This window comes from Mycobacterium triplex (assembly GCF_000689255.1).
Lineage (GTDB): Bacteria > Actinomycetota > Actinomycetes > Mycobacteriales > Mycobacteriaceae > Mycobacterium > Mycobacterium triplex.
Map to the genome: position 1 here is coordinate 1,668,459 of NZ_HG964446.1, position 20,307 is coordinate 1,688,765.

Here is a 20,307-nt window from a genome sequence, read left to right on the forward strand (position 1 = left end):
GTTGGAATGGCGTTGTGGCCGCGGCGGTATTCCTGCTGACCAGCGCCGGCGGCGGAGTCATCGTCGCGGTCTCCAACGTCGCCTACCCCGACGTGGTCGCCGACAAGCTGTCCGCGTTGAAGCTGCTGCTGGTGCAGGGGACGATCGCGTCGGTGGTGGCCACCGTCGCCGCGCTGTTGATCGTGCCGGGGTTGGCCACCGGCGACAAGGCGGCGCTGCACCGGGATCTGCTGTGCCTGGGCGCATTCGGGCTGGCTGCCGCCGGCTTCGCGGCACTGTTCGTCGGCCCGGTACGGTCGGCTTCGGCCGTGCCGAGGGTGTCCGCGCGCGTCACCTACCGGCAGGGCATGCGGGTCGCCCGCACCCAGCCGTGGTTTGGCCGGTACGTGATCACCTGCCTGTTGTTCGCTCCGGTGACGTTGGGCGCCACCTTCTATGCCCTGCGCACCGCGCACCAGAGCGGCAGTTTGCGGGTGCTGGTGTTCCTGTCCACCGTCGGAGTGGTCATCGGTTCGGCGCTGTGGCGAAAGATCCACCAGCTGTTCGGGGTGCGTGGCATGTTGCTGGGCAGTGCCCTGCTCAGTGCCGCGGCCGGCGCGCTGTCCATCGCGGCCCAGTCGTGCGGCCAGTGGACGCACATGTGGGCGTACGGCACGGTGTTCTTCTTGGCGACGGTGGCGGCCCTGGCCGTCTTCGCCGGCGCGATTTCGTGGATCGGCGTGGTCGCCGAGGAGGCGCACCGGCCGACGCTGATCGCGTTTTGCTCGACGCTGCTCGCCGTCGAAATCACGGCGCTGGGAGGCGCTCTCGGCGGGATCGCCCAAAATCACTCCACGATCTGGCCGGTCGCCGTCGTGCTGATCCTGGCCATCGGCGCCGCCGTCGCGTCATTGGGCGCACCCCGCGCTGCGGGCGGCAGTAGTAGGGCGCGGACCAGGCGGCGGGTGGCGTGGGGTCGAAGCATTTGGCTGGCGGGGCGGGGGCGCACCCGTTGGGGCCACCAGAACCAGCGTCCGAGCAGCGCGGCGATGGAGGGTGTCAGAAACGAGCGCACGATCAGGGTGTCGAACAGCAGGCCCAGCCCGATGGTGGTGCCGATTTGGCCGATGATGCGTAGGTCGCTGAATACGAACAGTGACATGGTGACGGCGAAGACCATGCCGGCGGCGGTGACGACGCCGCCGGTGCCGGCCATGGCGCGGATGATGCCGGTGTTGAGCCCGGCGCCGATTTCTTCTTTGAGTCGCGAGATCAGTAGCAGGTTGTAGTCGGATCCGACGGCCAGCAGCAGGATGACCGACATCGCCAGCACCAGCCAGTACAGGTCGATGCCGAGCAGGTCTTGCCACAGCAGTACCGACAGGCCGAAGGAGGAGCCCAGCGACAGCAGCACGGTGCCGACGATGACCGCGGCGGCGATGACGCTGCGGGTCACCAGCATCATGATGATCAAGATCAGACTGATCGCGGCCACCACGGCGATCAGGAAATCGTAGAAGGCGCCCTCCTTGAGATCCTTGAAAGTCGCGGCGGTGCCGCCCATGGATATCGCGGCGCCCTGCAACGGGGTTCCCTTGATGGCTTCCTTGGCCGCCTGCTGGATCGGCTCGACACGGGCAATGCCCTGCGGTGTCGCGGGGTCTCCGTCCAGGGCGATGATGAAGCGCGCCGCCTTACCGTCCGAGGATACGAACATGCTGAGGACCCGCTTGAAGGCCGGGGTATCGAAGGCCGACTGCGGCAGATAGAACGAGTCGTCGACCTGGGCGGCGTCGAAGACCCGGCCCATCGCGCCCGGGTCCTTGCTGTTCATCTCCTGCTCGGCATGCAACGACGCCAGCGTGCTATGCCAGGCGGCCATCATGTCCCGCATGATGGTCATCGACGAGATCATCGGCAGCATCTGCGCGCGCAGCTGTGGCAGCAGGACGGTCAGCACGTCCATGTCTTTGGCGAGACCCGTCAACTTTTCGCTGAGCTGATCCACGTTGTCGGCCACGTCGAATACCGACCTGATCGCCCAGCAGATCGGGATATCGAAGCAGTGTTTTTCCCAGTAGAAGTAGCTGCGAATCGGTCGAAAGAAATCGTCGAAGTCGGCGAAGTGGTCCCGCAGATCGTCGGTGATGTTCGACATGTCGTGTGTCAAGTGAGCCATGTCGACGGTGTTGTCGATGAGCCGACCCATCAGGTCGTACATCCGGTGCATTGCTTCGATCGATTCATCCATCGCGTGCAGTTGGACCGCCATGTCGGCGACTCGGTTCTTCGTGAATGCGGAGTTTTCGGCGTTCATCACTTCCCGCACGCTCAGGATGAACGGAATCGACGTGTGGTCGATGGGCCTGCCCAATGGCCGGGTCACCGATTTCACCTGTGCGATTCCGGGGCTGTGAAAGATCGCCGCGGCGACTTTGTCCAACACCAGCGTGTCCACCGGGTTGCGCATGTCGTGATCGGATTCGATCAACAGCACCTCGGGGGTGAGCCGGCCCTGCGAAAAGTGCCGGCCCGCGGCCGCATCCCCGACATTCGACGGCATGCTGGGGGACATGAATTTGCGCAGATCGTAAGTGGTTCGGTAATTCGGCAGGGCCAGCAGGCCGACAAACGCCACCGCGCACGTCGCCGCGAGCACCGGGCCGGGCCAGCGAACGATCGCGGTCCCCACCCGCCGCCACCGCCGGGTGTTCGGCCGGTGCTTGGGGTCCAACAGCTTGAACAAGCCGGCGACGGTCAGCACCGCCGGCCCGAGCGTGAGCGCGGCGAGGACCGCGATCAACATGCCGATGGCACATGGCGCGCCGAGCGTCTTGAAATACGGAAGCCGGGCAAGGCTCAGGCAATACATGGCGCCGGCGATCGTCAACCCGGAGCCCAGCATCACGTGGGCGGTGCCGTGAAACATCGTGTAGAACGCAGCTTGCCGGTCTTCGCCGGCGTATCGGGCCTCGTGGTAGCGGCCCAGCATGAATATCGCGTAGTCGGTGCTGGCGGCGATGGCCAGCAGGGTGACCAGGTTTGTCGCAAAGGTCGAAAGGCCGAAAGCGTTGTGGTACGCGAGAAAGGCGACGACCCCGCGGATCGCCCCCAGCTCGATCCCGACCAGGACGAGGACGAGAACCGTGGTCACGACGGATCGGTAGATGAACAACAACATCGCCGCGATCACCAGGGTGGTGATCAGGGTGACCCTGGCGACGCTCTCGTTGCCGGCCTCGGTTTGGTCGGCGATCAGCGCGTAGGGACCCGTGATGTATGCCTTGACCCCGCGCGGCGGCGGTGTACCGTCCACGATCTGCCGGACGGCGTGCACCGAGTTGTACGCCTGTGTTTCGTTGTTGCCGGCCAGGAACACCACGACGTAGGCGGCCCTGTCGTCCGCGCTTTGCGATCCGCCCGCCGTCAGCGGGTCGCTCCAGAAGTCCTGGATGTGCGCGACGTGCGCGGTGTCCGCCGAAAGCCGCCGCATCAGCTCGCTGTAGAACCGGTGCGCATCGTCGCCGAGCGGCTTGTCGGCTTCCAGCACGATCGTCACCGAGCTGTTGGACGCAAACTCGTGGAATACCTGACCCATGTGTTTGATTGCCTGGACCGCGGCCGCGTCTTTCGGGCTCAGCGATACCGAGTGTGCCTTGCCGACCACTTCCAGCTGCGGGATGGCCAGATTAACGACGGCGGTCAGCCCCACCCAAAACAGCACGATCGGCACCGCAAAGCGGGCGATCATCCGTGGCAGAACCGGCGTGCCGGAATTCGGCGCATCGGCGATTTCGCTCATCCCGCGTTCACCATTCGCTTCACGACTCGGGTAACCGAAATCATCTTTACTCCCGCGCTGTGTCACCGGGTCGCAAAACAATTTGGTGTTTGGTTGCGTCAGCGAATTTTAAACGCTACCGCCGACGCACGGCAGCGTCGAAAGAGTTAAGCCAATCGTTATATGGCGCGGCGGTTCATCGAGCGCGCGACCATGATCAACGAGAACACGACGACGGCGCCGATGATCCCCACGCCCACCCGCACCGGCAACGCGTCGGCCGACGGCAGCAGCCCCGCCGCCTGGGGTCCGGGCCGCTCCGCGGCGGCGTCCTGCTTGGGTGCCAGCGACGGGTCGGGCGCGATCAGCGTGCCGACCTGGGTGCCGACCGGGGTGGCGAATCCGTAGTCCAGCAGGTGCGCGGCCTGCTCCCAGGGTGCGATCGGCTGGCGGGTGCCGTGCAGCAGTATCGCGACCAGCCGTCGGCCGTCGTGGTTGGCCGCACCCACGAAGGTCTGCCCGGCGTCGTCGGTGTAGCCGGTCTTACCGCCCAGCGCGCCCGGGTACTTGTAGAGCAGCTGGTTGTCGTTTTCCAGCTCGTAGCCCGGGTGGTCGCCGTGGCCGGGGAAGTCGAAGGTCTTCGTCGCGACGATGTCGGCGAAAGTCGGGTTCTGCCAGGCGTATCGGTAGAACAGGCCGATGTCGTAGGCCGAGGTGCTCATGCCGGGGCCGTCCAGTCCCGACGGTGTCGCGACCCGGGTGTCCTGGCCGCCGAGCTTGGCGGCCAGCACGTTGATCTTCTCCAGCGCCTGCTGCATCCCGCCCAGCTGCATGGCCAGCGCGTGCGCCGCGTCGTTGCCGGAGTGCATCAGCAGCCCGTGCAGCAGCTGGTTGACGGTGTAGACGCCGCCGTCGTCCACGCCGACCTTGGTGCCCTCGGCCGCGGCGTCGTCGGCGGTTCCGGTCACCGACTTGTTGAGCGGCAGCGCGTTGAGGGACGCCATCGCGACCAGCACCTTGATGATGCTGGCCGGGCGGTGGCGGCCGTGCGGGTCCTTGGCCGCGATCACCGCGCCGCTGTCCAGGTCCGCGACCAGCCAGGCCTCGGCCGAGACGTCGGTCGGCAGCGCCGGGGTATCGGGTGCGGTGACGATGCCGCAGCTGGCCAGCGCCTCGCCGCCGGCCGGCTTGGCGGGCACCGCCAGCGGGATCGGCGGGTCGCCGGCCTGCGGCACCTCCGAGGAGTCCACCGCCGGTGGGGTGTTCACCTTGTACGGGCAATTGGGTCCCCCGGCATTGGGGCCGGGGCTCGGCTCCGCCAGCGCGGCCGGCATGCCCATCGCGGCCGGGGCGGCGACCACGAAAACGGCCGCGGCCAGGCAGGATGCGGAACGTGCGAGAGTTCTTGAGCGGGGCATCGGTGTGCAGACTAGGCGATCGGGCGCCCGATTCGGGGGAGCCGCGCTGTGACTGCTGAGGCGTGTGTGACAAGTTCGTCCGCGGGGCGGCCCCCGGGCCGACGCACTACGCTGGCAGGAGTCAACAGCCGTCGACGTCGAAATGGGTGTGTCATTCCAAGCGAGCGATTGTGGTCGAAATTGCGGCGCCGCGACGGCGGCAATGGGTCCGGCGGCTCGCCGCGATCGCTGGAACAGCTGCTCAAGCAGGTGGAGAAATCGACCCAGGTGCGGCGGACCGGGCTCGACCGGGTGCTGGCCGAGCTGCAGATGCATCGCGACGCCACCGCCGATCCCGACGCGCGTTCCGCGCTGGCCTGGTTGTGCAACTCGCTGCAACGGTTCGTCAGCAACCCGAGCGCGGCGCACGCCCGCCAGTTGGTGCTGGCCACCGGTACCGCTAGAGCCGCGCTGGGTGCTTGAGGTCGCGGCCTCTGCGCCCCGGCTTCGCCGGGTCTAGAACCGCTTCGAAGCCTCGCTGAGCACGCCGCGCAGGATCGATTCGATGATGTCGAACTCGGCCTGACCGCTGATCAGCGGCGGCGCCAACTGGACGACGGAATCGCCGCGGTCGTCGGTGCGGCAATACAGCCCGGCCTCGAACAGGGCCGCCGACACGTGGCCCAGCAGTGACCGGCGTTCGTCGTCGGTGAACGTCTGCTTGGTGGCCTTGTCCTTGACCAGCTCGACGCCGTAGAAGAAGCCCTCGCCACGGACGTCGCCGACGATCGGCAGGTCGTACAGCTTCTCCAGGGTGGCGCGGAAGGCGGGCGCGTTCGTCTTGACGTGGTCGTTGATGCCCTCGCGCTCGAAGATGTCGAGGTTGGCCAGTCCGACGGCGGCCGAAACCGGGTGTCCGCCAAAGGTATATCCGTGCGGGAACATCGTCTCGCCGTCGTTGAACGGCTCGAACAACCGCTCGCTGGCGATCATCGCGCCGATCGGCGAGTAGCCCGACGTCATGCCCTTGGCGCAGGTGATCATGTCGGGCACGTAACCCAGGTCGTCGCAGGCGAACATCGAGCCGATCCGGCCGAACGCGCAGATCACCTCGTCGGAGACCAGCAGCACGTCGTAGGCGTCGCAGATCTCCCGGACCCGCTCGAAATAGCCTGAGGGAGCGGGGATGCTGCCGCCGGCGTTCTGCACCGGTTCCAAAAACACCGCGGCCACCGTCTCGGGCCCCTCGAATTCGATCGCCTCGGCGACGCGGTCGGCGGCCCACTGCCCGAAGGCTTTTGCGTCGGTGTGAAAGGGTTCGGGCGCGCGATAGAAGTTCGTGTTGGGCACCCGGAAGCCGCCGGGCGTTACCGGCTCGAACGGGGCCTTGAAGCGCGGCAGCCCGGTGATCGCGAGCGCGCCCTGGGTGGTGCCGTGGTAGGCGACCGCACGCGAAATCACCTTGTGTTTCCCGGGTTTGCCGGTGAGCTTGAAGTATTGCTTGGCCACTTTCCACGCGGTCTCGACGGCCTCGGTGCCGCCGGTGGTGAAGAAGACGCGGTTCAGGTCGCCGGGAGCGTACTGTGCCAGGCGCTCGGCGAGCTCGATCGCGGTCGGGGTGGCATACCCCCACAGCGGGAAGAACGCCAGCGTGCTCGCTTGCCGGGCCGCGACCTCGGCCAGTTCGGTGCGGCCGTGCCCTACCTGCACGGTGAACAGCCCCGACAGCCCGTCCAGGTAGCTCTTGCCGCGGTCGTCGTAGATGGTGACGCCCTCGCCGCGGGTGATGATCGGTGGCGTGATGTTCGCGCCGTGCCGGGCGAAGTGCAGCCAGAGATTGTCAGTCATCGTGCCGTGAGCGTAACCCCACCGGGGGCGGCGATCACCGCAGCAGGTTCCCCGCATCCACCGTCAGCGTCGTGCCGGTGATGTAGCGACCAGACCTCGCGCACAGGTAGAGCATCGCCTCGGTGACATCCTCGGCGTCGATCACCGAGACGGGCAGCATGTTTGCCAAGGACGCCGCGAGCGCCGGGTTCTTCGCGGTGAACTCTTCGACGACCTCGTTGTTGATCATCGGCGTCGCCACCCCGGTCGGATGCACCGAGTTCACCCGAATCTGCTTCTCCGCCAAGGTGGTGGCGTAGTAGCGCATCAATCCGACGACCCCGTGCTTGGCCGCGGTGTAGCCGGCCAGACCCGGGTTGCGCAGGCCGAATTCGGGCACCGGGGATTTGAGTCCCGCCGCCGAGCTGGTGATGACGATCGCCCCGCCGTCGCCGTGCTCGAGCAGATGGGGCAGCGCCGCTTCGATCGTGCAATAGACGCCGTTGAGCATGACGTCGACCGCATCGAGGTATGCGTGCGCCGTCGGCTCGGCGTGGCCGATGCCGGGCGCCACACCGGCATTGGCGAGGACGAAGTCGACGCGGCCGAATTCGTTCACCCCGTTGGCCAGGACCGACTGAAGACGTTCGAAGTCACGGACATCGGCCTGCTCGGCGACGATACGGCGCCCCGTCTTCTGCACCAGGTTGACCGTCTCGTCGAGGTCCTCGGGGCAGCCCATCGGATAGGCGACGGAGTCGATCTGCTGACAGATGTCCACGGCGATGATGTCCGCGCCCTCTTCGGCGAACCGGACGGCGTGCGCGCGCCCCTGCCCGCGCGCTGCGCCGCTGATGAATGCCACTTTGTCCGCGAGTCGCCCAGCCATGAACTCACTGTCCTGCCGGACGAGGGCCGCCGCTAGCCGGTGCACGCACAGATCTGTTCAAGGTGCGCATAAGCTCGGGCCATGACCTCGACGCAGGTCACCGATTTCGAAGCGCTGCGGCCGCACCTGATGGCGGTCGCCTACCGGGTGACGGGCACCGTGGCCGACGCCGAGGACATCGTCCAGGAAGCCTGGCTGCGCTGGGACAGACAGGACGGGGCGATCGCCGACCTGCGGGCCTGGCTGACCACCGTGGTGAGCCGGCTCGGGCTGGACCGGTTGCGCTCGGCCGCCCATCGTCGCGAGACCTACACCGGCAACTGGCTGCCCGAGCCCGTGGTGACCGGCTTCGACGGCGCCGATCCGCTGTCCGCGGTGGTGGCGCGCGAGGATGCCCGGTTCGCCGCGATGGTGGTGCTGGAGCGGCTGTCCCCGGATCAGCGGGTCGCGTTCGTGTTGCACGACGGGTTCTCGATGCCGTTCTCCGAAGTGGCCGAGGTGCTGGGAACCAGCGAGCCCGCCGCCCGCCAGCTCGCGTCGCGGGCCCGCAAGGCCCTGAATCGGCAGGCCGGTCAGCCGCCGCCGGAGCCCGATCCGTCGCACAACGAGGTGGTCGGCAAGTTGATGGCCGCCATGGCCTCCGGCAACCTGGAAGCCGTTGTGGCGCTGCTGCATCCGGATGTGACGCTGACCGGCGACTCGAATGGCAAGGCGCCCACCGCAATCAATGTCATTCACGGAGCGGACAAGGTGGCCCGGTTCATGTTCGGCCTTGCGCAGCGCTACGGTCCGGCGATGTTCACCTCGTATCAGCTGGGGCTTGTCAACGGCGAACTGGGCGGCTACACCGCGGGCGTGCCCGCCAGCGACGGCTACCGCGAGATGATGCCGCGGATCATGGCCATGACGGTGTGCGACGGAAAAGTCTGCGCCCTATGGGATATCGCGAACCCCGACAAGTTCACCGGATCCCCGCTGCGCGGCTGACGGCGTGTTGGCGGCCAGGCCCAGCCGCAGCGCTCCAGCGGCCTCGCTGGCCGCCTCGGTGAACCGGCCGCCGAGGCCGACGAAGTTGAGGTAGCCGTGTGGCAGGTCGGGTTGTCGGGTCAGTGTGACCGGGATTCCGCCGGCACGCAACTTGTCCGCGTAGGCCACGGCGTCGTCACGGATCGGGTCGAAACCGGCGCTGGCGATATACGCCGGCGGCAGGCCGGTGACGTCTCCGTGCAGCGGCGAGAGTCGGGGATCGGTCAGATCACTGCGCGGCGGTACGTAATTGTCCAGCGCCCATTGGTAATTCCGATCGGTGAAGGTGGAGCCCCGGGCGAACAGGTCGCGCGAGGGCCGGCGCGTGCCGAGATCCGTCGGCGGATACATCAGCAGCTGAAACGCGGGGACCGGGCCGCCGCGTCGCACCGCTTGCTGTGCGGTCACCGCCGCCAGATTGCCTCCGGCGCTGTCGCCCCCGACCGCGATGCGGACGGGATCCGCACCCAGTTCGGCGGCGTGGTGGTGCGCGTATTCGAAGGCGGCGATCGCGTCGTCGACGGCGGCGGGGAAGGGATGCTCGGGTGCGCGCCGGTACTCGACGGACAGCACCCGCACGCCGGCGTGGCCGGCCAGATACCGGGCGACGGGGTCGTGGCTGACCCGGGAGCCGACCGTGAAGCCGCCGCCGTGGAAATACACCAACAATCCAGACGGTGCGGGCACATCGCCGGGAACGTAGAGGGTGGCCGGAATGTCGGTGTGCTCGGTGCCAATCGCTATTTCCCGCAACGCCATCGGAGTCGGCGATCGATACCCGATCCGCCGCGGCAGCGTGTCATAGCGGGCCCGGGCCTCGTCCACCGGGCCGTCGAAAACGTCTGAGCGCGAGGCATTTTTGAGCCTGATCGCCAGTTGCGCGTCGAGATTCAGTTCCTGTCCGTCGATGCGCAGTGGCCGCCCGGCCAGGAGCCGGCGCACGGGCCCGGGTAGCGCGAAGAGGGTGTTGACGATCATGATTTCCTCCCGGAAAAGCGCATGACGTGGCCGAGCAGCCGCGAGCCCACACCGATCGTGAGCCCGTGTCGCGCGCATTCGGCCTGGAATTCATCCGGTGCGATCAGCCGGTGCGGCGAGCCGTCCAACCGGTGGAATGCGCCGGCGAGCGGGGTGCGGACCAGGTCGTAGCCGACGAAGGTCCCACCCGGTCGCAGCACCCGGGCCACCTCGGCCAGCGCGTTCTCCCAGTCGATGATGTGGTGCAGCATCAGGCAGCTGACGACGGAGTCGAACGACTCGTCGAGGAAGGGCATCGCGGTGGCATCGCCCGTTTGCGCCGACGCGTTGGGGAATTCACGCAGCCGGTCCGCGGCGGCCCGCGTCATGTGTGGGTCGAGATCCATTGCCACCCAGGCGAGCCCCGGATCGGACGAAAGAACTTGCCGGGCAACGGATCCGCTGCCCGAGCCGATTTCCAGAACGTCGCGGCCCAGTCGTTGGGCGCGAAGCTCGCGGGCGATCGCCGTACTGCTGGAACGCCACAGGGCGCCGCAGCAGAAGGCACGTTCGGAGCGTGACATCACGGGCATGCCACCAAGCGTCGCGCAGCCCGGGGCTTGGCGCTTGTATGGATCCGTCAGATCGAGTCGCGAACCGCCCGGGCGAATTCCCGCGGCGTCAGGCCCGTCATCTCCCAGCACACCTTGTTGGCGTGCGAGCCGTCGGCGAACCCGGCCAGGTGGGCGGCATCGGTGACCGAGCGGCCATCGACGAGGTGGCCGACGGCGGTGACCAGCCGCTCCCAGCGGATCGTGGCCGAGAACGAAACGCCGGTCTGCTGCTTGCACAGTCGCCCCAAGTAATCGGGCGACAACGCGACCGCACCGGCGACCGACGCGACGTCGAGGTGTTCGGGCACCCGGCTCGACACCACCTCGATCGCCTGCCGCAGCTGCGGGTGAACGGACCCGGATTCCTGTGGTCCGCACAACGTGTCGACGACGAGGTCGGCCGCCGCCTCCGGGCCGTCGGTGTCCAGCATCGCGGCAGTCGCCTCCGCCAGGTGCTGACCGTCATCGACAAGCCGGATTCCGCGACGGGCCAAGGCGTTCAGCGCCACCCCAGCTGATGTCTGCAGCCCGAAGTACATCGTCAGCGCCGCGGAGTTCGCGTCCGAGCGCACCGCGTGGCGGGCGCCGCTGCCGACCACGACCACCCGGCACTCGTCATACGCATCGCCGTCACGGGTGATGGCGAGCGGGCCGTGGGCGCCGAGGGTGACCTGAACCGCGGGGTGATGGTGCACGGCGAGGTCGGAGAACGCGCCGGAAACCATCAGCCGACCCGGCCCCAGCTCCCAGACACGCATATGCCACTGTAGCGCCGCTAGGCGGTCGCCCACGGAATGCGGCAACTGTCACCGGAATTGAAGCCCTGCTCGGTGATGCCCAGCGCGGAGTTCATCCGGGCCCGCATGTTCTCCACCCCGATCTGATAGGTCAGCTCGATCACGCCGGCGTCGCCGAAGCGGGCCCGCAGGTCGGCCACCTGCTCGTCGGTGACGGTGTGCGGATCGGTGGTCATCGCATCGGCATACGCGATGGCGGCGCGCTCGTCGTCGGTGAACGCCGGCGAGGAGGCGTAGTCGTCGATCTCCTTGAGCCGCTTGATATCCAGGCCGTCCAGGCGCTGCAGCATGGACCCGAAGTCGACGCACCACGAGCAACCGATCGCGCGCGCGGTCCAGAACACGGCCAGCTCGCGCACGCTGACCGGCAGGGTGCGCGACGCCCGATCGATCAGGGTTTCGTGTACGGCGCCGGCGACCATCAGCCGGCGGTGATGCGCGGCCACCGCGAACGGTTCGGGAACCTGGCCGTAGCGGCGCTTGGCGATCCGGTACATGGCGCGGGTCATCAGGCCAGCGCTTTTGGGTGGTAGGGGCTGGATGCGTGTTTTCTGTGTCATACCCCTCAGACGACACAGCTGCGGCAAGTGTGACCGACAAAGGCCAGCGCGATCCCAAGAATTTGCCAAGAATCCGCTAAGGATTGCCGGCAACGGTGGGGCAATGACCTACTGCTACTTCGACGAGCCGCCCCGTCTGGAAGACATCGAGCCCGCCACCCACACCGAGGTGCTGGTCGCCGGCTCACGACTGGACCAGGGGCGGATGCGCGCCGCGATCGACGCGGTTTTCGCTGCTCACCCCGACCTTGGCACGGTGTTCGAGTCGAAATTGAAGATCTGGATGACCCGCCCCGGCGGCGGCTGGGCGTGGGGCGTGGAGCCCCCCGGCGGCACCGTCACCGACGTTGTCGCGCGGCACCTGGCCAGCTTCGACATGCACACCGGCAGGTTGTTCGCGGCCTCCCTGCTGCCCGGAGATCCCGACCGGGTGGTGCTCACCGCCAGTCGGCTGTGCATCGACGAACAAGCCTGGTTGCTCGTGGTCGGCGACGTGGTCCTCGAGTACAACGCCGGAACGCTCAGCGCGAAAACATCAGCGCGCGCTTGACCTCTTGGATCGCCTTGGTGACCTGGATGCCGCGCGGGCAGGACTCGGTGCAGTTGAACGTGGTGCGGCAGCGCCACACGCCGTCGACCTCGTTGAGGATGTCCAGGCGCTCGCCGGCGGCCTCGTCGCGGCTGTCGAAGATGAACCGGTGCGCGTTGACGATCGCGGCGGGACCGAAGTAGGTGCCCTCGCTCCAGAACACCGGGCAGCTGGTGGTGCAGCACGCGCACAGGATGCACTTGGTGGTGTCGTCGTAGCGGGCGCGGTCGGTCGGGCTCTGGATCCGTTCCCGGGTCGGCGGGTTGCCGCTGGTGATCAGGTACGGCTTGACCGCGCGGTAGGCGTCGAAGAACGGCTCCATGTCCACGACGAGGTCCTTCTCCACCGGCAGCCCGCGGATCGGTTCGACCGTGATGGTCAGCGACTTACCCGGCTTCTTGGGCAGCAGGTCGCGCATCAGCACCTTGCAGGCCAGCCGGTTCACGCCGTTGATCCGCATCGCGTCGGATCCGCAGACGCCGTGGGCGCAGGAGCGCCGGAAGGTGAGCGTGCCGTCCAGGTAGCCCTTGATGTAGATCAGCAGGTTGAGCAGCCGGTCGCTAGGCAGACACGGTACCCGAAAGCTTTGCCAGCCACCGGTTTTCGCGAATGCATCGGGGTCGTCCGGGTTGAACCGGGCGATCTTGAGCGTCACCATCACGGCGCCGTCCGGGATCGGCGGCAACGGCGGGTCGACGGGCAACACCTCGGGCTCAGCCGTCATCAGTACTTCCGCTCCTTGGGTTCGTAGCGCGTCTGCACGACGGGTTTGAAGTCGAGCGCGATGTCACTCAACAACTCGCTGCCCTGCTTGTAGGCCATCGTGTGGCGCATGTAGTTGACGTCGTCCCGGTTCGGGTAATCCTCGCGGGCGTGGCCGCCGCGCGACTCCTTGCGGTTCAAGGCGCCGACGACGGTGACTTCGGCCAACTCCAGCAGGAAGCCGAGCTCGATGGCTTCCAGCAGGTCGCTGTTGTAACGTTTCCCCTTGTCGTGCACGGTGATTCGGGAGTAACGCTCCTTGAGCGCGTGGATGTCGGTGAGCGCCTGCTTGAGTGTCTCCTCGGTGCGGAAGACGGCGGCGTTGTTGTCCATCGTCTGCTGCAGGGCGCCGCGGATGTCGGCGACGCGTTCGGCGCCGTGCTCGCTCAAGATGCCGGCCACCCAGCCGACCACCATCGCCTCGGGCTCCGGGGGCATGTCGACGAAGTCGTGGCCTTGCGCGTAGCCGGCCGCGGCGATGCCGGCGCGGCGCCCGAAGACGTTGATGTCCAGCAGCGAGTTGGTGCCCAGCCGGTTGGCGCCGTGCACGGACACGCATGCGCACTCGCCGGCCGCGTACAGGCCCGGGACGGTAGATGTGTTGTCCCGCAACACCTGTCCGGTGACGGTGGTGGGAATGCCGCCCATCACGTAGTGACAGGTGGGGTAGACCGGCACCAGTTCGCTGACCGGGTCCACGCCCAGATAGGTGCGGGCGAACTCGGTGATGTCGGGCAGCTTGGCTTCCAGCACGTCTTCACCCAGGTGGCGGACGTCGATGTAGACGTAGTCCTTGTGCGGGCCGGCGCCGCGGCCCTCCAGGACCTCCAGCACCATCGACCGGGCCACGATGTCGCGCGGAGCCAGGTCGACGATCGTCGGAGCGTAGCGCTCCATGAAGCGCTCACCGTCGCCGTTGAGCAACCGGCCGCCCTCGCCGCGGACGGCCTCGGAGATCAGGATGCCCAGCCCGGCCAGTCCGGTCGGATGGAATTGATGAAACTCCATGTCCTCCAACGGAAGTCCCTTGCGGAACACGATGCCGATGCCGTCGCCGGTCAGTGTGTGCGCGTTGGAGGTGGTCTTGTACATCCGGCCCGAGCCGCCGGTGGCCAGCACCACGGCCTTGGCGTGGAAGACGTGGATGCTTCCGGTGGCCAGCTCATAGGCGACCACGCCGGTGGCCACCGGGCCGCTCGGCGTCTGGGTGAGCACCAGGTCGAGCGCGTAGAACTCGTTGAAGAACTGCACGTCGTGCTTGACGCAGTTTTGGTAGAGCGTCTGCAGGATCATGTGGCCGGTGCGGTCCGCGGCGTAGCAGGCCCGGCGCACCGGGGCCTTGCCGTGGTCTCGGGTGTGACCACCGAAGCGGCGCTGGTCGATCCGCCCCTCGGGGGTGCGGTTGAACGGCATCCCCATCTTCTCCAGGTCGAGCACCGCATCGATGGCTTCCTTGCACATGATCTCCACGGCGTCCTGGTCCGCGAGATAGTCACCGCCCTTGACGGTGTCGAAGGTGTGCCATTCCCAGTTGTCGTCTTCGACGTTGGCCAGCGCGGCGCACATGCCGCCCTGGGCCGCGCCGGTGTGGCTGCGGGTGGGGTACAGCTTGGTCAACACCGCGGTACGGACGCGCGGACCCGCTTCTACCGCCGCGCGCATTCCGGCACCGCCCGCGCCGACGATCACCACGTCGTATCGGTGTTGCTGGATCACGGGTCAGCCTCCGACATCGGGGTTGAACGTCATCAACACGTAGGTACCCAGCACCAACGTGAATCCCATCGACAACAGCAGCAGGCTGTTCAGCCAGAACCGGGTGCTGTTTTTGCGGCTGTAGTCGTCGATGATGGTGCGCAGGCCGTTACCGCCGTGCAATTGCGCCAGCCACAGCAGCGACAGGTCCCAGAATTGCCAGAACGGCGACGCCCAGCGTTGCGCCACGTAGTTGAAGTCGATGCGGTACACGCCGTTGTCCCACATCAGCATGATGAACAGGTGCCCGATCGCCAGGAACACCAGCGCGACGCCGGAAAACCGCATGAACAGCCAGGCGAATTTCTCGAAGTTGGGGATGCCGGAGCGCCGCCGCGGTGACCGCGGATTGTCCAGGCTGGCGGGGCGATCGTGAAAGCGCTGCCTGACGGGTGCCAGGTCGCCGGGGCCGAGCTGAAGGTCGGGGCTGCTCATCGGAAGTGCCCCATCATGTGGATGCCGATGGCCACCGCCGCGGGCACCATGACCAACAGGTAGATGACGGCGATGATCCACAACATCGTCTTCTGATGGCGGGGACCGTCGGCCCAGAAGTCGATCAAGATGATCCGGATCCCGTTGAGTGCGTGGAATCCGACCGCGGCGACCAAGCCGAACTCCATCAGGCCGACGATCGGCGTCTTGTAGGTCGCGATCACTTCGTTGTAGGTCTGCGGGCTCACCCGGACCAGGGCGGTATCCAACACGTGCACGAACAGGAAGAAGAAGATCGTCGCGCCGGTGATGCGATGCAGCACCCACGACCACATTCCCGGATCTCCCCGATACAGGGTCCGTGGTGGCCGCCGCTTGCGTGATGACGCTGTGGTCTCAGTGCTCAATCCGGTCCTAATATCTGCTGCGAAACTAAAGCCGGGCAATCGAGCTTAGCCCGGCAAAGATGCGTCCGGAACCGGCCAACAGCATTCGCGAACGGTGTTTTCGTGCCAGGGTTAAGGTGGCTTTCTCGACTGGTCCGATCGGTGATTGAGGTTGCGGTATGCCTGATATTGATTGGAATTTGCTGCGGGACAAGGCAATACAAGCAGCAGCGGGAGCCTATGCCCCGTATTCGCGGTTCCCGGTGGGTGCGTCCGCGTTGGTCGACGACGGCCGGGTGATCACCGGCTGCAATGTGGAGAATGTCTCATATGGCCTTGGTCTCTGTGCCGAATGCGGTGTGGTGTCTGCCCTGCATACGACCGGTGGCGGCCGGTTGGTTGCGCTGGTGTGCGTTGACTCACAAGGGGCAACGTTGATGCCGTGCGGGCGATGCCGCCAGGTCCTGCTCGAGCACGGCGGCCGCGACCTGCTGATCGCGCATCCGGCCGGGCCGCGTCGCCTCGAGGAGCTGCTGCCCGATCCGTTCGATGCCGACGATCTCGCCCGGGAACGTCCTTGACCGACTTCGCATTCGACGCCCCGACGGTCATCAGGACCAAGCGCGACGGTGCCCGGTTGTCCGATGCCGCGATCGACTGGGTCATCGATGCCTATACCGATGGCCGCGTGGCCGAGGAGCAGATGGCGGCGCTGCTGATGGCGATCTTTTGGCGCGGCATGGACCGCGGCGAGATCGTCAGGTGGACCGCGGCGATGCTGGCGTCGGGTGATCGGCTGGATTTCAGCGATCTGCGGGTCGGCGGTAAGCCGTTGGCCACCGTGGACAAGCATTCGACCGGCGGGGTCGGAGACAAAACCACGCTGGTGCTGGTGCCCGTCGTCGCCGCCTGTGGTGGCGCGGTGCCCAAGGTCTCCGGCCGCGGTCTGGGCCACACCGGCGGCACCCTGGACAAGCTGGAGTCCATCGCGGGCTTCACCGCTGGGATCTCCAAACAGCAAGTGCGCCAACAACTCTTCGATATCGGGGCGGCGATCTTCGGTGCCGGTGAGCTCGCGCCCGCCGACAAGAAGATCTACGCACTGCGCGACATCACCGCCACGGTGGACTCGCTGCCGTTGATCGCCAGCTCGATCATGAGCAAGAAACTCGCCGAAGGCATCGGCGCGCTGGTGCTCGACGTGAAGGTCGGCGGCGGGGCGCTGATGGAGTCGGAGGCGCAGTGCCGCGAACTGGCCGAGACCATGGTCGGGCTGGGCGCGGCGCACGGTGTGCCCACCCGCGCGGTGCTGACCGATATGGACTGCCCGCTGGGCGCGACGGTCGGCAATGCGATCGAGGTCGCCGAGGCGCTCGAGGTGCTGGCCGGCGGCGGGTCTGCCGACGTCGTGGAGCTGACCGTGCGGTTGGCCGTCGAGATGCTCGAGCTGGCGGGGATCGACGGCCGTGATCCCGCCCAGACGCTGCGCGACGGCACCGCGATGGATCGCTTCCGGAAGCTGGTCGCGGCCCAGGGCGGCGACTTGTCGGTACCGTTGCCGATCGGTTCGCATTCGGAGACCGTAATCGCGGCGCGGAGCGGCACAATGGGGAACATCGACGCTATGGCAGTGGGGTTGGCAGCTTGGCGACTCGGCGCGGGCCGATCCCGCCCGGGTGGGCGGGTGCAGCCCGGCGCCGGCATCAGAATCCATCGGCGCCCGGGGCAGCCGGTGGTGGCCGGTGAGCCGTTGTTCACCCTCTACACCGACACCCCCGAACGCTTCGGCGCCGCGATGGCCGAGCTGGACGGCGGTTGGAGTGTGGGCGATACGGCACCGCCGGCGCGGCCGCTGATCATCGGGGTCGCGTCGTGAGCGCCCCGCTGGAGTTGCGGCAGATCCGCAAGGCGCCGAAGGCGCTGTTGCACGATCACCTGGACGGGGGGTTGCGCCCGTCGACCGTGCTGGACATCGCCGGCCAGATCGGCTACGACGAGCTGCCGGTCACCGATGCCGAGGAGCTGGCGACCTGGTTTCGCACCCGGTCGCACAGCGGCTCGCTGGAGCGCTACCTGGAGCCGTTCTCCCACACGGTGGCGGTGATGCAGACGCCCGAGGCGCTGTTCCGGGTCGGCTACGAGTGCGTGGAAGACCTGGCCGCCGACGCGGTGGTATACGCCGAGATCCGTTTCGCGCCCGAGCTGCACATCAACCGGGGGCTGTCTTTCGACGAGGTCGTCGATGCCGTGCTGGAGGGCTTCGCCGCCGGTGAGAAGGCGGCCGCGGCGGCGGGTCGTCCGATCGTGGTGCGTCTGCTGGTCACCGCGATGCGCCATGCCGCGATGTCGCGGGAGATCGCCGAGTTGGCAATTCGCTTCCGGGACAGGGGAGTTGTCGGGTTCGACATCGCCGGCGCCGAGGCCGGCAATCCGCCGACGCGGCATCTGGACGCTTTCGAGTACATGCGAGACCACAACGCGCGCTTCACCATTCACGCCGGCGAGGCGTTCGGCCTGCCGTCCATTCACGAGGCGATCGCCTTCTGCGGCGCCGACCGGCTCGGCCACGGGGTGCGCATCGTCGACGATATCGAGGTGGTCGAGGGCGGCGGCGTCGAGTTGGGCCGGCTGGCCTCGATCCTGCGCGACAAGCGAATTCCGCTGGAGCTGTGCCCGAGCTCGAACGTGCAGACCGGTGCGGTCAAGAGCATCGCCGACCATCCCTTCGATCTGCTGGCCAGGGCGCGGTTTCGGGTGACCGTCAACACCGACAACAGGCTGATGAGCGACACCTCGATGAGCCTCGAAATGCACCGGCTGGTAGAGGCTTTCGGCTACGGGTGGAGCGATCTCGAACGGTTCACCATCAATGCGATGAAGTCGGCGTTCATTCCGTTCGACGAACGGCTGGCGCTGATCGACGAGGTGATCAAGCCGCGGTACGCGGTCCTGCTCGGGTAGAGCGGCCGGGACCCCCGCGACGGCCCACACCCCATTGACACGACCTACAGCCAGCTAGAAGGGTGGGGGTTCGTCGTTGGGTGGGCGGCCGTGAGCGGTGAGTTGTGTTGGGGGTGGGCTGGTTTGGTGTGGTTGTCGTGTTTGGCGGTGGTGTCGTCGTTCGGCGGCGATGTAGTCGTAGCGGCGTCGGGTGCGGGTGCGGCGGCGTCGGGGCATCATGGCGCTGCGGTCGGTGCAGGGTTCGGGGTGGTCTGGTGCGGTGATCTGGGCGGTGGGTGCGCACAGGTCCGGGAACAGTAGGGCGGCGCCGGGGGCGGTGACGTGGGTACGGCCGGACGGTGAGGTCCAGATGATGGTGCCGTCGGGCAGTTGTCGGTCGTGCCATCCCCAGAAGGTTTTGATCAGATGATGGAGGCGGCATAGGCATTTCAGGTTCGAGGCGCAGGTGGGGCCGCCGTCGGTGTGGGGGATGGTGTGGTCGAGATCGGTGTCGGTGGCCGGGCGGTCGCATCCGGGGAATCGGCAGGTCAGATCGCGGCAGCGGACGAAATCGGCCAGCGCCGGTGACGGGGCGTAGCGGGGTTCGGCCGGGGTGTCGCCGGGATGGACCAGCGGTCGTAGTTTGGCCTGCGCGGCTAGTTGGGCGATCAGTTCGGCGGGGATGAGCACGTCGGTGCCGATGAGCGCGCCGGGCTCGGGTGCGGTGCCGTCAACGGTGGATTGGGTGGCGACCACGTGGATGAGCACCGGGCTGGGCACCGCTGCGGTGGCGGCGGGGCAGGTGGGTTGGCCGCAGCGGCATGTCAGCCGGTCGGCGTCGGCGGCCAGTGCGCCCAGCGCGTCGGCGCGGCGCTGGGCGCCGGTGCGCGGATCCGCCGCGCAGACGGTGTGTGCCAGTGCGTTCAGGCGGGCGTCGAGCACCTGGGCGTCGGGGGTCAACAGCCGGCCGAACACCTCGGTCAGCCCGTTGCCGCCGTCCCACAGCGACAGTTCGCGGTCGGCCTGCTGTTTTCGGGTGCGCCGGAGCGCGTCGCGGTCGGCTTTTGCCACCAGGCGATCGACCGCGGCACCCAGCCGGGCGCGCGTCATCGACGGCCACTGCCGCACCTTGACCGCGAGCTGGGCATCGACGGCGGCCATCACCTCGGGGTCGGTGATCAACTCGGTGCGGTACACGATCGTCTGGAACGTCGCGTAGCTGATCTCACCGGCGAGCAACACCGCACCGATGCGCGGCAGCCGCATGCGCATCGCACGGGCATAGTTCAGATAACTCGACGCCAACCCCTGACCGATATGCACGGCGGCGGCGATCTCGGCGGCGATGGCGTCCCAGGTGTCCGTCGCCCAGGACTCCCGTTCCCCCCACTGGCGCAGCCGCAGCACGTCGAGCTCACCGATCGCCGCCAGCCGCGCCCCGGCCGCCCGGTTCTCCGCACCCGATCCAACAGCGCCGCCGACTGCGGCGTAGCACGGGACGCCCACGTGGATTCGAACATGTGTTCGAGTATAGCGACGGCCTCTGACCGCGTTGACTCGTCTTAAATGCGCGCGAGAGGGTGGGTCGTTGCCTCACTGAAAATGCGCGCGTA

17 protein-coding genes and 2 pseudogenes are annotated in these 20,307 nt (G+C 67.4%); 6 read left to right on the forward strand and 13 right to left on the reverse strand.

Annotation, left to right across the window (positions count from 1 at the left end; genetic code table 11):
• Positions 1-826: 826 nt before the first annotated feature.
• Both BN973_RS07810 and dacB1 read right to left on the reverse strand, forming a co-directional pair.
• Entirely contained in the window at positions 827-3,781 is a 2,955-nt protein-coding gene (locus BN973_RS07810; RefSeq protein ID WP_084163327.1) for an MMPL/RND family transporter, read from the reverse strand.
• 158 nt (positions 3,782-3,939) lie between these two features.
• On the reverse strand, positions 3,940-5,178 hold the full coding sequence (gene dacB1 / locus BN973_RS07815) for a D-alanyl-D-alanine carboxypeptidase DacB1 (protein WP_036467089.1): 1,239 nt from the start codon (positions 5,176-5,178) through the stop codon (positions 3,940-3,942).
• A 228-nt stretch (positions 5,179-5,406) separates the two neighbouring features.
• Here dacB1 and BN973_RS07820 point away from each other — a divergent pair, with 228 nt between their 5' ends.
• The gene (locus tag BN973_RS07820; RefSeq protein WP_198048979.1) at positions 5,407-5,640 is read left to right on the forward strand and encodes a hypothetical protein; all 234 of its coding nucleotides are present in this window, start codon (positions 5,407-5,409) and stop codon (positions 5,638-5,640) included.
• Positions 5,641-5,673: 33 nt separating this feature from the next.
• Here the strand turns inward: BN973_RS07820 and BN973_RS07825 are convergent, their stop codons facing one another.
• Positions 5,674-7,005: an aspartate aminotransferase family protein gene (locus BN973_RS07825; RefSeq protein WP_036467093.1), complete on the reverse strand. Its 1,332-nt coding sequence runs from the start codon at positions 7,003-7,005 to the stop codon at positions 5,674-5,676.
• 34 nt (positions 7,006-7,039) lie between these two features.
• Positions 7,040-7,873, reverse strand: a complete 834-nt coding sequence (locus BN973_RS07830; RefSeq protein WP_036467095.1) for a mycofactocin-coupled SDR family oxidoreductase — start codon at positions 7,871-7,873, stop codon at positions 7,040-7,042.
• Positions 7,874-7,954: 81 nt separating this feature from the next.
• Here BN973_RS07830 and BN973_RS07835 point away from each other — a divergent pair, with 81 nt between their 5' ends.
• Positions 7,955-8,860 carry a sigma-70 family RNA polymerase sigma factor gene (locus tag BN973_RS07835; protein ID WP_036467098.1) on the forward strand — a complete coding sequence of 302 codons (906 nt, stop codon included), beginning with the start codon at positions 7,955-7,957 and terminating at the stop codon, positions 8,858-8,860.
• Here BN973_RS07835 and BN973_RS07840 read toward each other — a convergent pair.
• The 4 genes and pseudogenes from BN973_RS07840 to BN973_RS07855 all read right to left on the reverse strand — a co-directional run.
• Entirely contained in the window at positions 8,807-9,877 is a 1,071-nt protein-coding gene (locus BN973_RS07840) for an alpha/beta hydrolase (RefSeq protein ID WP_051641166.1), read from the reverse strand. The two genes, BN973_RS07835 and BN973_RS07840, sit on opposite strands and share 54 nt — an antisense overlap.
• Positions 9,874-10,440, reverse strand: coding sequence for a class I SAM-dependent methyltransferase (locus tag BN973_RS07845; protein ID WP_232232038.1), 567 nt, complete (start codon positions 10,438-10,440; stop codon positions 9,874-9,876). The genes BN973_RS07840 and BN973_RS07845 overlap by 4 nt, the downstream gene beginning before the upstream one ends.
• Before the next feature lie 56 nt (positions 10,441-10,496).
• Positions 10,497-11,228, reverse strand: coding sequence for a helix-turn-helix transcriptional regulator (locus BN973_RS29880; protein WP_139830014.1), 732 nt, complete (start codon positions 11,226-11,228; stop codon positions 10,497-10,499).
• 17 nt (positions 11,229-11,245) lie between these two features.
• Positions 11,246-11,866: pseudogene (locus BN973_RS07855) on the reverse strand (carboxymuconolactone decarboxylase family protein); the annotation flags it as partial.
• Between the two features lie 64 nt (positions 11,867-11,930).
• Here BN973_RS07855 and BN973_RS07860 point away from each other — a divergent pair.
• Positions 11,931-12,377, forward strand: a complete 447-nt coding sequence (locus BN973_RS07860) for a condensation domain-containing protein (RefSeq protein ID WP_036467107.1) — start codon at positions 11,931-11,933, stop codon at positions 12,375-12,377.
• On the opposite strand, the gene BN973_RS07865 is transcribed toward BN973_RS07860, so the two are convergent.
• The 4 genes from BN973_RS07865 to sdhC are packed head-to-tail and all read right to left on the reverse strand — an operon-like array spanning position 12,349 to position 15,703.
• The gene (locus tag BN973_RS07865) at positions 12,349-13,140 is read right to left on the reverse strand and encodes a succinate dehydrogenase iron-sulfur subunit (protein ID WP_036467110.1); all 792 of its coding nucleotides are present in this window, start codon (positions 13,138-13,140) and stop codon (positions 12,349-12,351) included. The genes BN973_RS07860 and BN973_RS07865 overlap by 29 nt on opposite strands.
• Entirely contained in the window at positions 13,140-14,894 is a 1,755-nt protein-coding gene (gene sdhA, locus BN973_RS07870) for a succinate dehydrogenase flavoprotein subunit (protein ID WP_036467112.1), read from the reverse strand. The genes BN973_RS07865 and sdhA overlap by 1 nt, the downstream gene beginning before the upstream one ends.
• Positions 14,895-14,897: 3 nt before the next feature.
• Positions 14,898-15,368: a succinate dehydrogenase hydrophobic membrane anchor subunit gene (locus BN973_RS07875; protein ID WP_036467114.1), complete on the reverse strand. Its 471-nt coding sequence runs from the start codon at positions 15,366-15,368 to the stop codon at positions 14,898-14,900.
• Positions 15,365-15,703, reverse strand: coding sequence for a succinate dehydrogenase, cytochrome b556 subunit (sdhC, locus tag BN973_RS07880; RefSeq protein WP_036467117.1), 339 nt, complete (start codon positions 15,701-15,703; stop codon positions 15,365-15,367). Before sdhC ends, BN973_RS07875 begins: the two co-directional genes overlap by 4 nt.
• Positions 15,704-15,933: 230 nt before the next feature.
• On the opposite strand from sdhC, the gene BN973_RS07885 reads away from it, so the two are divergent.
• The 3 genes from BN973_RS07885 to BN973_RS07895 are packed head-to-tail and all read left to right on the forward strand — an operon-like array spanning position 15,934 to position 18,715.
• Positions 15,934-16,335 carry a cytidine deaminase gene (locus tag BN973_RS07885; protein ID WP_036467120.1) on the forward strand — a complete coding sequence of 134 codons (402 nt, stop codon included), beginning with the start codon at positions 15,934-15,936 and terminating at the stop codon, positions 16,333-16,335.
• Complete coding sequence (locus tag BN973_RS07890) at positions 16,332-17,630, forward strand: thymidine phosphorylase (protein ID WP_036467123.1); 1,299 nt, start codon at positions 16,332-16,334, stop codon at positions 17,628-17,630. The genes BN973_RS07885 and BN973_RS07890 overlap by 4 nt, the downstream gene beginning before the upstream one ends.
• A complete protein-coding gene (locus BN973_RS07895; RefSeq protein ID WP_036467126.1) occupies positions 17,627-18,715 on the forward strand; it encodes an adenosine deaminase in 1,089 nt (362 codons plus the stop codon). The genes BN973_RS07890 and BN973_RS07895 overlap by 4 nt, the downstream gene beginning before the upstream one ends.
• Positions 18,716-18,769: 54 nt before the next feature.
• On the opposite strand, the pseudogene BN973_RS07900 reads toward BN973_RS07895, so the two are convergent.
• Positions 18,770-20,214: pseudogene (locus tag BN973_RS07900) on the reverse strand (HNH endonuclease signature motif containing protein).
• Positions 20,215-20,307: the final 93 nt, after the last annotated feature.